Origin of the sequence: Streptomyces sp. NPDC020299 (assembly GCF_044387825.1) — a bacterium.
Lineage (GTDB): Bacteria > Actinomycetota > Actinomycetes > Streptomycetales > Streptomycetaceae > Streptomyces.
The window spans coordinates 40,178-56,233 of the sequence record NZ_JBIRWL010000032.1 but is presented as its reverse complement, the minus strand read 5'-3'; the positions used below and the strand labels follow the sequence as shown (position 1 = coordinate 56,233).

9 protein-coding genes are annotated in these 16,056 nt (G+C 69.4%); 5 read left to right on the top strand and 4 right to left on the bottom strand.

Annotation, left to right across the window (positions count from 1 at the left end; genetic code table 11):
• Nucleotides 1–83: 83 nt before the first annotated feature.
• From ACH45E_RS43670 to ACH45E_RS43650, 5 genes are all read left to right on the top strand, one after another.
• Entirely contained in the window at nt 84–932 is an 849-nt protein-coding gene (locus ACH45E_RS43670; protein ID WP_361455589.1) for a hypothetical protein, read from the top strand.
• On the top strand, nt 929–3,118 hold the full coding sequence (locus tag ACH45E_RS43665; protein ID WP_361455592.1) for a hypothetical protein: 2,190 nt from the start codon (nt 929–931) through the stop codon (nt 3,116–3,118). Before ACH45E_RS43670 ends, ACH45E_RS43665 begins: the two co-directional genes overlap by 4 nt.
• Nucleotides 3,119–3,174: 56 nt before the next feature.
• Nucleotides 3,175–4,809: a hypothetical protein gene (locus tag ACH45E_RS43660; RefSeq protein WP_361455595.1), complete on the top strand. Its 1,635-nt coding sequence runs from the start codon at nt 3,175–3,177 to the stop codon at nt 4,807–4,809.
• Nucleotides 4,806–5,369 (top strand): Pycsar system effector family protein, encoded by a 564-nt coding sequence (locus tag ACH45E_RS43655; protein WP_361455598.1) that lies wholly within the window; start codon nt 4,806–4,808, stop codon nt 5,367–5,369. Before ACH45E_RS43660 ends, ACH45E_RS43655 begins: the two co-directional genes overlap by 4 nt.
• 67 nt (nt 5,370–5,436) lie before the next feature.
• The gene (locus ACH45E_RS43650) at nt 5,437–6,639 is read left to right on the top strand and encodes a M48 family metalloprotease (RefSeq protein ID WP_361455601.1); all 1,203 of its coding nucleotides are present in this window, start codon (nt 5,437–5,439) and stop codon (nt 6,637–6,639) included.
• Between the two features lie 75 nt (nt 6,640–6,714).
• Here the strand turns inward: ACH45E_RS43650 and ACH45E_RS43645 are convergent, their stop codons facing one another.
• The 4 genes from ACH45E_RS43645 to rplJ form a co-directional block, all read right to left on the bottom strand.
• Nucleotides 6,715–10,614 carry a DNA-directed RNA polymerase subunit beta' gene (locus ACH45E_RS43645; RefSeq protein WP_361455604.1) on the bottom strand — a complete coding sequence of 1,300 codons (3,900 nt, stop codon included), beginning with the start codon at nt 10,612–10,614 and terminating at the stop codon, nt 6,715–6,717.
• A 100-nt stretch (nt 10,615–10,714) separates the two neighbouring features.
• Complete coding sequence (gene rpoB, locus ACH45E_RS43640) at nt 10,715–14,200, bottom strand: DNA-directed RNA polymerase subunit beta (protein ID WP_361455607.1); 3,486 nt, start codon at nt 14,198–14,200, stop codon at nt 10,715–10,717.
• A 583-nt stretch (nt 14,201–14,783) separates the two neighbouring features.
• The gene (gene rplL / locus ACH45E_RS43635; protein WP_361455610.1) at nt 14,784–15,164 is read right to left on the bottom strand and encodes a 50S ribosomal protein L7/L12; all 381 of its coding nucleotides are present in this window, start codon (nt 15,162–15,164) and stop codon (nt 14,784–14,786) included.
• A 116-nt stretch (nt 15,165–15,280) separates the two neighbouring features.
• Nucleotides 15,281–15,811 (bottom strand): 50S ribosomal protein L10, encoded by a 531-nt coding sequence (gene rplJ / locus ACH45E_RS43630; protein ID WP_361455613.1) that lies wholly within the window; start codon nt 15,809–15,811, stop codon nt 15,281–15,283.
• Nucleotides 15,812–16,056 lie beyond the last annotated feature (245 nt).

Here is a 16,056-nt window from a genome sequence, read left to right as displayed (position 1 = left end):
CCGAGTGGGTCATCCGCCCTCACAGGGACGCCCCCGCGGCCAGCAGGCTTCTGGTCTGCCCGGCCGACCCTCGAGAGGCGACGATGACCGACCCCGTGATCCGGACGATCCTGCTGCTGGACATCGAGAGGTTCAGTGACCGGGACGATGTGGAGCAGGCCTATCTGCGGCGGATGCTCTACGACATCACCGACCGCACGCTGGAGAGCGCGGGCATCGACGAGACCCGGCGGCTGCGGGCCGACCGCGGGGACTCGGTGATGGAGCTGATCGACGCGGGCGCCCCGGTGACCGCGCTGCTGCGGGCCCTGCTCACCGAGGTGCCGGCCCAGCTGCGGACGGTCAACCGCATGGCGTCCCGCTCCGCGCAGATCCGGTTGCGCGGCGTCCTGGCCACCGGCTGGGTGGCCGTCGACGAACACGACGGCTGGGTCGGCTCCGACCTCAACCACGCCTGCCGTCTGCTGGACGCGGACGTGCTGCGGGCCGCCCTGCGCGAGCGCGCCGGCGACTTCGCCCTGTGCCTGTCGAGCGCGCTCTACGAGGGCGTCGTACGCCATGACCACCCCGGCATCCCGGCCGCCGACTTCCACAGCGTGACCGTGGCCAGCAAGAACGGCCCGCTGGCGGCGTGGTTGCACGGCCCGGTGCCGGATGTGACGGACCACCGTGATGGGGGGAAGGGGGAGGCGCCGGGCGGATCGGGGGACCGCCCGGCGCCACGGGTGCCCATGCAGGGTGGGCCCCCCGAGGACCGCCCGGCGCCGGAAGGACATCGGGGAGCCCCGGCGCCGGGTGCCGTCTTCAACTTCAACGGCGGCGCGCCGTCCTTCGGCGGCAGCCTGGTCGCGGGCGACCAGCACGGCGTCAGCGGCGGCACCGTCACCGGCGACGTCAGCCTGGGCGGCCAGGAGCGGGGTGAGCACGCTTGAGCACCCCGGAGCAGCCGGAGAGCGGCAGACCGGCCCCCGGAACCGCTCCCGAGGCCGGTGAGTCACCCGCCCCCGAGGAGGAGCGGCCGCGCCCCGCCGAGACCGACGAGGAGCGCGACCAGCCGCAGGACGCCTGGGCCGCCCGGCGCGACCTGATCGACCACAGCCCGCGCACCATGAACGTCGGCGACCGGTCCCGCTTCGGCGGCGGACTGGCGGGCCGCGACCAGCACGCCGTGAGCGGCGGCCGGGTCACCGGCGACGTCATCATGGGCAGCAAGACCGAGTACCACTTCGCGATACCCGGCCTCTCCGCGCCCGCCTCCGCGTCCGGCGAAGTGCCGAAGATCACCCTGGAACGCCTGGCGCGGACCTTCGTCGCCGACGAGGAGGTCATGGCCGGCCTCCTCGAACGGCTGCGCCGCGACCGCGTACTGGTCCTGTCCGGCGCCCGCTTCACCGGCCGGCGCACCGCCGCCCTGATGCTGCTGCACCGCCTGGGCGCCGCCCCGGTGCGCACCCTGCTCCGCGACACCGACCCGAGCGCGCTCGCCGACCGGTTCACCGGCGACGACCAGGCCCGCGGCTACGTCCTGTGCGACCTCGCCACCCGCCGCGACCGCCCGCTGCGCGAGCCGCACCTGCTCGCCGCCCGGGACCGCCTCGCCGAGCGGAACGCCTACCTGGTCGTCACCCTCGGCCCGAGCGCCGTACTGGAGGACGTGGCGGCCGTCGAGTGGCGGCCGCCCGCCGCCGCCGAGGTCCTCGCCGCGCATCTGCGCACCCGTACCGACGAGATGACCGCCGAGAAGCTGCTCGGGCTCACTGCCGTGACCGAATTCCTGGCGCGCGGGCACCAGTTGCGCGAGGTCACCGCCTTCGCCCAGTTGCTCGGCAGGTACGCGGCCGGGGCGACCTCCGAACAGGCCGTCACCGACTTCTCGTTGGTCTCGCTGGAGAACCAGGTCCAGGAGTGGTTCGAGGAGGACGAGAGCGCGATCCACCTGCGTGACAAGGCGTTCCTCGTCGCCCTGGCCGCCTTCGACGCCGGCCCCTACGCGCTCACCGCCGAACTGAGCGACCTGCTCTACCGCTTCCTCCAGGAGACCGAGAACCCCTCCCGCGTCCCGGAGGTCCCGGTCTTCGGCACGCACGTCGGCAAGCGGCTCCAACTCGCCCGCGCCGAGCGGTTCGAGGACGACGAGCACACCGAGTGGGGCCCGGTGACCCAGCAGAAGGCGAGGTTCCTCGACGAGCGGGCCTCCCTCGTCCTGCTGCGCGAGGTGTGGACCGGCCACCCCTCCGCCCGGCCCGCCCTCATCGCCTGGCTGCGCCGGCTCGCCGACGACGGCCGTCCGCTGGTGCGCACCCGTGCCGCCTCCACCGTCGCCGTCCTCGCCCGCACCGACCTGCCCTCGGCGATGGCCCTGGTCATCGAACCGTGGGCGACCTCCAAGCGGTTCCGGCAGCGGCTCGTCGCGGTCAACGCGCTCACCCTCGCCCACCTCATCGACACACCCAACATCCCGCGCATCCTCGACGCCTGGTGCGAGGGCGACGACGCGCGGCTGCGCTGGGTGGCCGTGCGGTCGTACGGACTCATCGGCCCGGAGCGGCCGGAACAGGCGCTGGCCGCGCTGCGCGGCGCGGTACGGCGGCTGTACGAGGACGGCCCCGGTGACCTCGACGAGTCGATGGCCCGCGAACTCGCCGAGGCCGTGGAGCTGTTGCTGCTGTCTCCGGCCAGCGAGCGGGTGCTCGCCGAACTGCGCGGCCACCTCGACGACGACCGTGCGGTCCGCGACCTCACCCTCGCCGGCTTCGTGGGCGCCTGCCGCCGCAAGGAGGGCGACGAGCGCTACGGCACCCCGCTCGTCCTCGCCTGGTACGCCCGCACGGCGACCGCCGGGGACGCCCCGGTGCGGGACATCCCGTACCTGTGGCGGGCCGCACTGGGCGACGCGGGCTCCACCCGGCAGGCGCTCGACGTGCTGCGCGAGTGGGTGCTGATCGCCGACCGCGCCTCGGCCACCGAGTGGGCGCTGGCCGCCCTGCTGCCCACGCTCGTCACCACACCCGCCGAGCACCAGCGGCTGAGCCATCTGCTGCGCACCATGCCCGGCGAGGACGGCAAGCCCCCGCCCTCGGTGGCGGCCCGCCTGCTGACCACGCTTCCCCACCGCTGACCCACGTCACCACCATCCCCGCGCCCGGCCGCGGGACCGTCCCAGGAGATCCGCCCATGCCCACCTTCCGCCAGCCCGAGTGGCAGCAGCAGGCCGACCGGCACTCACAACTGGTCGACCCGGTCCTGACCGTGCGCCAGCTCACCCGCTTCGAGTTCAACCTCAAGTCGTACGTCCGTATCGACAACGCCCTGGTCTTCTCCACCTTCCAGGGCGAGTACAAGGCGTATCTGCCTCCGCTGCGGCCGACGCGGCCCGAGATCGTGGCGAACCGCTACACGGCCGTCTACGAGGTCGACATGGGTGTGCACCGGTACACCTCCGACCTGCTGCTGCCCAGCGACAACGACGCGCTCGAGTTCACGGCCGAGGTCGACCTGGACTGGCAGGTGCTGGACCCGGCCAGGTTCGTGGCCACCGGACACCGGGACGTGCCCGCGCTGCTGCTGGGCGAACTCCAGCAGGCGGCACGGCCGGTGACCCGCCGGTTCGCCGTGACCGACAGCGCCGCGGCGGAGGCGGAGCTGCTGGAGCGGATGCGGTTGCTGGGTCCGCTCGGCGCCACCGCCGGTCTGCAGGTCACCTGGACGCTGCGGGTGCGCCGGGACCAGGCCAACATCGACCACGAGCTGCGCAAGCAGGCCATCGGGCACTCCGCCGACGAGCAGGTCCTCGCGGCGCACCGGGGCATGGACATCGACGTGGCGGTCGACCAGCGCGGCCGGCAGCAGGACGCGCTGCAGATCGAGCGGGCCATGGCGTACGGCCATCAGCAGCAGGTCTATCTCCTCCAGCAGCAGCAGTGGCAGCACCAGCAGGCGCTGCTGGCGGGGCAACAGCAGATGGAGTTGCAGCGGCTGGAGGCCGAGAAGATCAACTTCTACCAGTACCACCTCCAGCAGGGCGGCGTGCACGCCTGGGCGCTGCACCTGGCCCAGCACCCCGAGGACTCCGGGCTCGTCATGAACAGCATGCGTGAGGACCAGCTGCGGATGATCCAGGCACAGATGGAGCTGGTGAAGCAGCTGATGGCCGGTGACGCGGCGGAGAACTGGGAGCTGGAGGGCCCCAAGCAGCTGGCTCTGCGCACGGTCAGCGACATCCTCAACCAGCGCCTGCCGGGCGTACCGCAGACGCCTCCGCCGCTGGCTCCGGGCGAGGGGCCGGCCTACCCGCAGGCCCCCGCGGAGGCAGCGCAGCAGCACACGGCGCCGGGGGCACCCGACCCGGCCGGCTTCCCCGGCCACTACGGCGCCCCCGGCATGCCGCCCGTCCCCGGCCCGTACGGCGCCCCGGGCATGCCGCCGGTCCCGGGGCCGTACGCGGCACCCGCCATGCCGCCCGTCCCCGGCCCGTACGGCGCTCCCGGTCCGGGCCCCTACGCCGCTCCGTCCCCGGGCGCTCCGCCCGCCGCGGGCGCCTTTCCTCCGCCCGCGCCGACGGCATCGCCGGCCGTCCCGGCACCGGACCCGCAACCGCCCATCGCCGCCCCTGCGGCCGTGCCCACTCCCACACCCGCGCCGATCGCCCAGCCGACAGCATCCCCGACCGCCCCGGCGCCGTACCCCGGCATGCCGCCCACGGCACCGGCGCACACGCAGGCGCCGCCCGCCTGGGAGCCGCCGCCCGGATACGGGAGTGCTCCGACCCAGCCCGGCAAGGACAAGGACCCGGAGGGCGACGACTCATGACCGCCCCCGCCCCCGCCCCCGCCCCCGGTCCCGCGCCTACCGTGCCGCCGCCGGAGCCTGCCTCCCCGGCCGACCTCGTCCCGTTGTGCGAGCGGCTCCTCACCGAGCTGCGCAACGAGGTCGCCCGGGCCGACAGCAAGGCGTCCGTGCTGGTCGCGGCGCTGGGCATGACCGCGGGCGTGTTCAGCGGCCTGCTGGCCGGGCGGGACTGGACGCCGTCGGAGCTGTCGAGCCCGGCCACGGCGCTGTGGTGGACCGGCACCCTGACGCTCGGCCTGTCGCTCTTCGCTCTGCTGCTCGCCGTCCTGCCCCGCTTCCGCTCCGGGACATGGGAGCCGGGCCGCCCCCTGTCGTACTTCGGCGACATCCGGCAGGCCGTCCGGATGGGCCGGCTGGAGGACGCGCTCGCGGACACCCGGCACGACCCGACGACCGGGCTGACGGCCGCGCTCGCCGAGATGAGCCGTATCGCCGCGCGCAAGCACCAGTGGATCCGTACCGGCCTGATCGCCTTCTGCACCGGCACGGTCCTGCTGCCCGCCTCCCTGCTGATCGGCTGACCCGCCGCTCCCCACAGCACACCGCTCACCGCACACCGCTCAGAAAGCACGAACGTAAGGAACGACCATGACCCAGCCGCCACCCTCCCCGTCGGAGTACCCGGGACAGCCGTACCCGCCGCAGTATCCCCAGGCGGCGCCCCAGTACCCGCAGGCAGCCCCGCAGTACCCGGCGTCCTCCGCCCCCATACCGCCCCAGTACCCGCAAGCCCCCCAGTACCAGCAGCCCCCGCAGTACCCGCTCACGTCTCCCGCCGCCCCGGCCGCCGCACCGGCGCCACAGGCCCCGCCGGCCCCGCCGGCCGCGGAGGACCCGTCCCACCCGCACCACATCAGCACCGACGCCCGCCGCGTCCACATCGCCGGCCAGCAGCGTCACACGGACGCCACGGCGATCGGTGCCCTGCTGCTCTATCTGCCGAACTTCCTGTGCAGCCTCTGCGTCGTCGGCCTGTTCTCCGCCTTCTTCGGCAGTCTCGCGTTCCTCGTGATCCTGCTCTGGCTCGCCAGCGGCGCACTCGTCTTCCACCGCCCCACGGAAGGCGCCCTCGCGCGCCGTCTGCTCCGTTTGCGCTACCCCACTCCACAAGAACGAGCCAAACTCGAACCGGTCTGGCGGGAAGTCACGGCCCGCGCCGGCGTCGAGGGCCGCACCTACGAACTCTGGGTCGAGGACAGCGACGCCCTGAACGCGGTCGCCGCGGCCGGCCACATCGTCGGCGTCACCCGGTTCGCCATGAACAACCTCCCCAACGGCGAACTCGCCGCCGTCCTGGCGCACGAGCTGGGCCACCACGTCGGCGGCCACGCCTGGTCCGGACTGCTCGGCTACTGGTACGCGCTGCCCGGCCGCATCGCCTGGCGGGTCCTGAAGGCCGTCTCCTCCGTCGCCTTCCACGTCTCCAAGGCCTTCGGCTGCTTCGGCGTCGCCTTCGTCGTCCTGGGCGTCGGCGGCCTCGCCATGGCGACCATCAGCACGCTGTACGGTCTTCCGCTGCTGATCCTCGGCGTGCCGTACGCGCTCGCCGCCGTCGGCCGCCGCTCCGAACTGCGCGCCGACGCCCACGCGGCCGCGCTCGGCTTCGCACCCATGCTGGTCGGCGTACTGCACAAGCTGCACCAGCAGGAGGAGCAGGAGAAGGCCGCGGTCACCGCGCTCAACGGCGGTGTCCCCGTCGAGGAGAGCGCCCTGGCCAAGCTGCTGTCCTCGCACCCGGACCACCACACCCGGCTGCACCATCTCCAGCCGTACCTCCAGCAGTACGGCTGACACCCCACGCACTGCCCCACGCACGCCGAAGGGCGGCCACCCCGTAACGGGATGGCCGCCCTTCATGCTGCTCGCTTACTGGTTGTACGGACCGTAGTCGTAGTCCTCCAGCGGAACGGCCTGGCCGGAGCCCGTGCCGAACGGCGAGTAGTCGATGTCGTCGTAACCGACGGCCGAGTACATCGCGGCCTTGGCCTCCTCGGTCGGCTCGACCCGGATGTTGCGGTAGCGGGACAGGCCCGTACCGGCCGGGATGAGCTTACCGATGATGACGTTCTCCTTGAGGCCGATGAGGCTGTCGGACTTGGCGTTGATCGCCGCGTCCGTCAGGACTCGGGTCGTCTCCTGGAAGGAGGCGGCCGACAGCCAGGATTCCGTCGCCAGCGAGGCCTTGGTGATACCCATCAGCTGCGGACGACCGGAGGCCGGGTGACCGCCCTCCTGGACCACACGACGGTTCTCGGTCTCGAACTTCGAGCGCTCGACCAGCTCGCCGGGCAGCAGCTCGGCGTCGCCGGACTCGATGATCGTCACACGGCGCAGCATCTGCCGGATGATGATCTCGATGTGCTTGTCGTGGATCGACACACCCTGCGAGTTGTAGACCTTCTGGACCTCGCCGACCAGGTGGACCTGGACGGCACGCTGGCCCAGGATGCGCAGCACGTCGTGCGGGTTGGTGGCACCCACGGTGAGCTTCTGGCCCACCTCGACGTGCTCGCCCTCGCTGACCAGGAGTCGGGCGCGCTTCGAGATCGGGAACGCCGTCTCGTCGCTGCCGTCGTCCGGCGTGATGACGATCTTCTTGGTCTTCTCGGTCTCCTCGATCCGGACGCGGCCGTTGGCCTCGGAGATCGGGGCGACACCCTTCGGGGTACGGGCCTCGAAGAGCTCGACGACACGCGGCAGACCCTGGGTGATGTCGTCACCGGCCACACCACCGGTGTGGAAGGTACGCATCGTCAGCTGGGTGCCGGGCTCACCGATGGACTGGGCGGCGATGATGCCGACCGCCTCACCGATGTCGACCAGCTTGCCGGTGGCCAGCGAACGGCCGTAGCACATCGCGCAGGTGCCGACCTGGGACTCGCAGGTCAGGATCGAGCGGGTCTTGACCTCCTCGACACCGTGGTGCACGAGCTGGTCGATGAGCACGTCGCCGAGGTCCACGTTGGCCGGCGCGATCACCTTGCCGTCGATGACGACTTCCTCGGCGAGCATGCGGGCGTAGACGCTGGTCTCGACGTCGTCCGCCTTGCGCAGCACACCGTCGGCGCCGCGGTGGGCGATCTTCAGCTTCAGACCGCGCTCGGTGCCGCAGTCCTCCTCGCGGATGATGACGTCCTGCGAGACGTCCACCAGACGACGGGTGAGGTAACCCGAGTCGGCGGTACGCAGGGCGGTGTCCGCCAGACCCTTACGGGCACCGTGCGTGGAGATGAAGTACTCCAGCACGGACAGGCCCTCACGGAACGACGCCTTGATCGGACGCGGGATCGTCTCGTTCTTCGCGTTCGACACCAGACCACGCATACCGGCGATCTGACGCATCTGCATCATGTTTCCGCGAGCACCCGAGCTGACCATCATCGCGACCGGGTTGGTCTTCGGGAAGTTCGCGTTCATCGCCTCGGCGACCTCGTTGGTCGCCTTGGTCCAGATCGCGATGAGCTCCTGCGTGCGCTCGTCCTTGGTGATCAGACCACGCTCGTACTGCTTCTGGACCTTCTCGTCCTGGTCCTCGTAGCCCTTGACGATCGCGCGCTTCGCGTCGGGAACGACGATGTCGGAGATGGCCACGGTGACGCCGGAACGGGTGGCCCAGTAGAAGCCGGCCGCCTTCAGGTTGTCGAGCGTCGCCGCCACGATGACCTTCGGGTAGCGCTCGGCGAGGTCGTTGACGATCTCGGAGAGCTGCTTCTTGCCGACCTCGTAGTCGACGAACGGGTAGTCCTCGGGCAGCAGCTCGTTGAAGAGCGCACGGCCGAGCGTGGTCTTCAGACGGAAGCTGTCACCCTGCTGCCACTCCGGCTCGCCTTCTTCGCGGGCGGGCGGGGTCCAGCCGCGCGGCGGGATGGTGCCCACCGGGAAGCGGATGTCGACCGGCGCCTGGAGCGAGAGCTCGCCGGCGTCGAAGGCCATGATCGCCTCGGCGACGGCCGCGAAGGAGCGGCCCTCACCCTTGACGTCGCGACCCTCGGCGTCGGTGGTGAGGAAGAACGTACCGAGGACCATGTCCTGGGTCGGCATCGTCACCGGACGGCCGTCGGCCGGCTTGAGGATGTTGTTCGAGGACAGCATCAGGATGCGGGCCTCGGCCTGCGCCTCCGCGGACAGCGGCAGGTGCACGGCCATCTGGTCACCGTCGAAGTCCGCGTTGAACGCGGTGCAGACGAGCGGGTGGATCTGGATGGCCTTGCCCTCGACCAGCTGCGGCTCGAAGGCCTGGATGCCGAGGCGGTGCAGGGTGGGAGCACGGTTCAGCAGCACCGGGTGCTCGGCGATGACCTCTTCGAGGACGTCGTACACGACCGTACGGCCGCGCTCCACCATGCGCTTGGCGCTCTTGATGTTCTGCGCGTGGTTCAGGTCGACCAGGCGCTTCATCACGAACGGCTTGAAGAGCTCCAGCGCCATCGCCTTGGGCAGACCGCACTGGTGCAGCTTCAGCTGCGGACCGACGACGATCACGGAACGCGCGGAGTAGTCCACACGCTTGCCGAGCAGGTTCTGACGGAAACGGCCCTGCTTACCCTTCAGCATGTCGCTGAGGGACTTCAGCGGACGGTTGCCGGGGCCCGTGACCGGGCGGCCACGACGGCCGTTGTCGAACAGCGCGTCGACGGCCTCCTGGAGCATGCGCTTCTCGTTGTTCACGATGATCTCGGGCGCACCGAGGTCGAGAAGGCGCTTCAGTCGGTTGTTGCGGTTGATCACACGGCGGTACAGGTCGTTCAGGTCGGAGGTCGCGAAGCGGCCACCGTCCAGCTGCACCATCGGACGCAGGTCCGGCGGGATGACCGGCACGCAGTCGAGCACCATGCCCTTGGGGCTGTTGCTGGTCTGCAGGAACGCGGAGACGACCTTCAGGCGCTTGAGCGCACGGGTCTTCTTCTGGCCCTTGCCGGTACGGATGATCTCGCGGAGGCGCTCGGCCTCCTCGTCGAGGTCGAAGGACTCCAGGCGCTTCTGCAGCGCCGCGGCACCCATCGAACCGTCGAAGTACGTGCCGAAGCGGTCACGCAGCTCGCGGTAGAGCAGCTCGTCGCCCTCGAGGTCCTGGACCTTGAGGTTCTTGAAGCGGGTCCACACCTCGTCGAGGCGGTCGATCTCGCGCTGCGATCGGTCGCGCAGCTGCTTCATCTCGCGCTCGGCACCCTCGCGCACCTTGCGGCGCACGTCGGCCTTGGCGCCCTCGGCCTCGAGCTCGGCCAGGTCGGTCTCGAGCTTCTTGGCGCGGGCCTCGAGGTCGGCGTCGCGGCGGTTCTCGACCTGCTGGCGCTCCACGGAGACGTGCGCCTCCAGGGAGGGCAGGTCGCGGGTACGGCGCTCCTCGTCGACGTACGTGATCATGTACGCGGCGAAGTAGATGACCTTCTCGAGGTCCTTGGGAGCCAGGTCGAGCAGGTAGCCCAGCCGGCTCGGGACACCCTTGAAGTACCAGATGTGCGTGACGGGCGCGGCGAGCTCGATGTGGCCCATCCGCTCACGGCGCACCTTGGCGCGCGTGACCTCGACGCCACAGCGCTCACAGATGATGCCCTTGAAGCGGACGCGCTTGTACTTGCCGCAGTAGCACTCCCAGTCCCGGGTCGGACCGAAGATCTTCTCGCAGAAGAGCCCGTCCTTTTCCGGCTTGAGGGTGCGGTAGTTGATGGTCTCGGGCTTCTTGACCTCGCCGTGGCTCCACTGACGGATGTCGTCAGCGGTGGCCAGGCCGATCCGGAGCTCGTCGAAGAAGTTGACGTCGAGCACTATGCGTCAATCCCTCTCAGGGTCGTAAGTCTTTGGTCTGAAACGGGGGCCTGGGGGTCGGCGGGGGCCCTCAAGAGCGAGGGCCCCCGCCGGACTCCCGTCAGACCTCTTCGACGCTGCTCGGCTCACGCCGGGACAGGTCGATGCCGAGCTCCTCCGCAGCGCGGAAGACATCCTCGTCGGTGTCACGCATTTCGATGGACATACCGTCGCTGGACAGCACCTCCACGTTCAGGCAGAGCGACTGCATCTCCTTGATGAGCACCTTGAAGGACTCGGGGATGCCGGGCTCGGGGATGTTCTCGCCCTTGACGATGGCCTCGTAGACCTTCACGCGGCCGGTGACGTCGTCGGACTTGATGGTCAGCAGCTCCTGGAGGGCGTAGGCGGCGCCGTACGCCTCCAGCGCCCACACCTCCATCTCGCCGAACCGCTGGCCACCGAACTGGGCCTTACCACCCAGCGGCTGCTGGGTGATCATCGAGTACGGACCGGTCGAGCGGGCGTGCAGCTTGTCGTCGACCAGGTGGTGCAGCTTCAGGATGTACATGTAGCCGACCGAGATCGGCTCCGGGAACGGCTCACCGCTACGGCCGTCGAACAGCCGCGCCTTGCCGGTCGGGAGCACCATGCGCTCTCCGTCGCGGTTCGGGATGGTGTGCTGCAGCAGACCCGCCAGCTCGTCCTCACGGGCGCCGTCGAAGACCGGGGTGGCGACGTTGGTGCCCGGGGCGACCTCGTCGGCGCCGATGGCCTGGAGGCGCTGCGCCCACTCGTCGGCGAGACCGGAGACGTCCCAGCCGCGGCTGGCGAGCCAGCCGAGGTGGATCTCCAGGACCTGTCCCGGGTTCATTCGGGACGGCACACCGAGCGGGTTGAGGATGATGTCGACCGGGGTCCCGTCCTCGAGGAACGGCATGTCCTCGATGGGCAGGATCTTGGAGATGACACCCTTGTTGCCGTGGCGGCCGGCGAGCTTGTCACCGTCGGTGATCTTGCGCTTCTGCGCGACGTAGACGCGCACCAGCTGGTTCACACCGGGGGGAAGCTCGTCGCCCTCCTCGCGGTCGAAGACGCGGACGCCGATGACCTTGCCGGTCTCGCCGTGCGGCACCTTCAGCGAGGTGTCACGGACCTCACGGGCCTTCTCACCGAAGATCGCGCGCAGCAGGCGCTCCTCGGGGGTCAGCTCGGTCTCGCCCTTCGGGGTCACCTTGCCGACGAGGATGTCGCCGGCGATGACCTCGGCGCCGATGCGGATGATGCCGCGCTCGTCGAGGTCGGCGAGGACCTCCTCGGAGACGTTCGGGATGTCCCGGGTGATCTCCTCGGGGCCGAGCTTGGTGTCACGGGCGTCGACCTCGTGCTCCTCGATGTGGATCGAGGAGAGGACGTCGTCCTGCACGAGGCGCTGCGACAGGATGATCGCGTCCTCGTAGTTGTGACCCTCCCACGGCATGAACGCCACGAGCAGGTTCTTGCCGAGCGCCATCTCGCCGTTCTCGGTGGCGGGGCCGTCGGCGAGGACCTGACCGGTGATGATCCGGTCGCCCTCGTTGACGATGACCTTCTGGTTGACCGAGGTGCCCTGGTTGGAGCGCGAGAACTTGGCCAGGCGGTACGTGATGTACGTGCCGTCGTCGTTGGCCGTGGTGATGTAGTCCGCGGAGACCTCCTGGACCACACCGTCCTTCTCGGCCTTGACCACGTCGCCGGCGTCGACCGCGGAGCGGTACTCCATGCCGGTGCCGACGAGCGGGGACTCGCTCTTGATCAGCGGCACGGCCTGGCGCATCATGTTCGCGCCCATGAGGGCACGGTTGGCGTCGTCGTGCTCGAGGAACGGGATCATGGCGGTCGCGACCGACACCATCTGGCGCGGCGAGACGTCCATGTAGTCCACGTCGTCACCGGCGACGTAGTCGACCTCGCCGCCACGACGGCGGACGAGCACGCGGGCCTCGGCGAAGCGCAGGTCGTCGTTGAGCGTGGCGTTGGCCTGCGCGATGACGAAGCGGTCCTCTTCGTCGGCGGTCAGGTAGTCCACCTCGTCGGTGACCTGGCCGTCGACGACCTTGCGGTACGGGGTCTCGACGAAACCGAACGCGTTGACCCGGCCGTACGAGGCGAGCGAGCCGATCAGACCGATGTTCGGGCCTTCAGGCGTCTCGATCGGGCACATGCGGCCGTAGTGCGAGGGGTGCACGTCACGGACCTCGAAGCCGGCCCGCTCACGGGAGAGACCACCCGGGCCGAGCGCGGACAGACGACGCTTGTGCGTCAGCCCGGACAGCGGGTTGTTCTGGTCCATGAACTGGGACAGCTGGCTGGTGCCGAAGAACTCCTTGATGGAGGCGACGACCGGCCGGATGTTGATCAGGGTCTGCGGCGTGATCGCCTCGACGTCCTGCGTGGTCATGCGCTCACGCACGACGCGCTCCATACGGGCCAGACCCGTACGGACCTGGTTCTGGATGAGCTCGCCGACGCTGCGCAGACGACGGTTGCCGAAGTGGTCGATGTCGTCGGTCTCGACGACGATCGTCTGACCGTTGTCGGCGCTCGTCTCGGTCTCGCCGGCGTGCAGCTTCACCAGGTACTTGATCGTCGAGATGACGTCCTCGACGGTCAGGACACCCGCGTCGAGCGGAGCGTCCGCACCCAGCTTCTTGTTGACCTTGTAGCGGCCGACCTTGGCGAGGTCGTAGCGCTTGGGGTTGAAGTAGAGGTTCTCAAGGAGCGTCTGCGCGGCCTCGCGCGTGGGGGGCTCGCCCGGGCGCAGCTTGCGGTAGATGTCGAGCAGCGCGTCGTCCTGGCCCTGGGTGTGGTCCTTCTCCAGGGTGGCGCGCATGGACTCGTACTCGCCGAACTCCTCGAGGATCTGCTCGGTCGTCCAGCCGAGCGCCTTCAGGAGGACGGTCACGGACTGCTTGCGCTTGCGGTCGATGCGGACACCGACCATGTCGCGCTTGTCGATCTCCAGCTCCAGCCAGGCACCCCGGGACGGGATGACCTTGGCCGAGAAGATGTCCTTGTCGGACGTCTTGTCGATGCTGGAGTCGAAGTAGACACCCGGCGAACGGACCAGCTGCGACACCACGACACGCTCGGTGCCGTTGATGACGAAGGTGCCCTTGTTCGTCATGAGCGGGAAGTCGCCCATGAAGACGGTCTGGGACTTGATCTCGCCGGTCTCGTTGTTGGTGAACTCAGCCGTCACGAAGAGGGGCGCGGCGTACGTGAAGTCGCGCTCCTTGCACTCGTCGATCGAGTTCTTCGGCGGCTCGAAGCGGTGGTCGCGGAAGGTCAGCGACATCGACCCGGAGAAGTCCTCGATCGGGGAGATCTCCTCGAAGATCTCCTCGAGGCCGGACTTGGTGGGGACGTCCTGACCGTTCTCCAGAGCCTCCTCGACCCGACTCTGCCAAGCGGTGTTGCCGAGCAGCCAGTCGAAGCTCTCGGTCTGCAGCGCGAGCAGGTTCGGAACCTCGAGAGGCTCCTTGATCTTTGCAAAGGAAATGCGCAGCGGGGCGGTGCTGGCGCCGTTGTTCGTATTCGCGGTCGAGGCGTTGCGCGAGGCGGCCAAGAGGGGGTCCTTCCGAGGGCTCGGACTCACTACGCGCGTACCGGCCCCTCTCCCACACACAGAGACAGACTGTTCCCATGTGCCCAAAGGGCCAGGTCAGAGAACGTTCGTCGTCGATGTTCGGGTGAGGGCAGACCCCTGGTGACGGGCAGGGGACAGCTAACAGGCAGCGCAAAGGGTCAGTGTAGCCACTTGGCCCACTGATGTCCAGTGCGGGTTTCTCGAGACCCTCGCCGTGCTCACCGCTCTTCCCAACGCCCTCGGCGCGCCTGCCCTCAACGCACGTTGATACTGCCCTCTTCGCCGTCGATCCATGCCTCGGATTCGGATCCTTGTGACGACGCGTCCTGAGAATTGCGCGCTGCGTGCGGTTCGTCAAGGCCCCCCTGGCCCGAACCGGGGTGCCCGGGGACAAGACGAAGATCACCTTACCCCTCACCATCGCAGGTGCAAGGCAACCGTGGCCGGACCCCTGAAACGCCGAAGAGCGACCACCCGGATGGATGATCGCTCCTCGGTGCGTGACCGTTACAGCCCTACGGAATGTTTCGGCCTCGCTGCGGTCTTGCCGACCGCGAAGGTGTTACTTGACCTCGACGGAGGCGCCGGCACCCTTGAGGGCCTCGGCGGCCTTCTCCGCGGCGTCCTTGGCGACCTTCTCGAGAACGGGCTTCGGGGCGCCGTCCACGAGGTCCTTGGCCTCCTTCAGGCCCAGGGAGGTCAGCTCACGCACGACCTTGATGACCTGGATCTTCTTGTCACCGGCGCCGGTGAGGACGACGTCGAACTCGTCCTTCTCCTCGGCCTGCTCGGCCGGGGCGGCCGGGCCGGCGGGGGCGGCGGCGACCGCGGCGGCGGCGGTGACGTCGAACTTGTCCTCGAAGGCCTTCACGAACTCGGAGAGCTCGATGAGGGTCATCTCCTCGAACTGCGCGAGCAGGTCTTCCTGGCTGAGCTTCGCCATGATGGGCGATCCTTCCACTAATTCGGCTGGTGCCGGATGTACATGAGTGGCGGGCGTACGTTGGCCCGCTGTGACCTCTGCCGCCTCATACGGCCCAGGTCAGAAAGCGAGCCGAATTACTCGGCACCGCCCTGCTCGTCCTGCTTGGCGCGAAGGGCGTCCACGGTGCGGACGAGCTTCGAGGGAAGCGCCTGGAAGAGCTGTGCAGTCTGGGACTGCTTGCCCTTGAAGGCACCCGCCAGCTTGGAGAGCAGAACCTCGCGGGACTCGAGGTCCGCAAGCTTCTTGATCTCGTCGGCGGACAGCGCCTTGCCGTCAAGGACACCGCCCTTGATGACGAGGTTCGGGTTGTCCTTGGCGAAGTCACGGAGACCCTTCGCCGACGTCACCGGGTCACCGGAGACGAAGGCGACAGCCGTCGGACCGTTGAACAGGTCGTCCAGCGTCGTGATCCCGGCCTGGTTGGCCGCAATCTTGGTCAGCGTGTTCTTCACCACGGCGTACTGGGCGTTCTCACCGAGCGACCGGCGCAGCGTCTTGAGCTGCGCCACGGTGAGACCGCGGTACTCGGTCAGCACGGCAGCGTTGGAGTTGCGGAACTGCTCCGTCAACTCGGACACTGCGGCAGCCTTGTCGGGCGTCGCCATAGAGCCTCGGCCTCCTTCCGGGTGATTCTGACCGCGCGGACCCGAAGGAGGACTGGGGAAAACGAAACGCCCCGGCGCAGGCGCACGGGGCGGACTCGACCGGTCGCATGAGCGGGGACGCACCTGCTCCGGGAGTTCTTCCACAGTCACCTGCGCGGGTCGCCCGCATTTCAGCGGATCCTTCGGCCACCGCGCCCTCCTGCGAGTGCACGGCAACGACCAGCGGTCTTTGGCTTCTGTAGGAG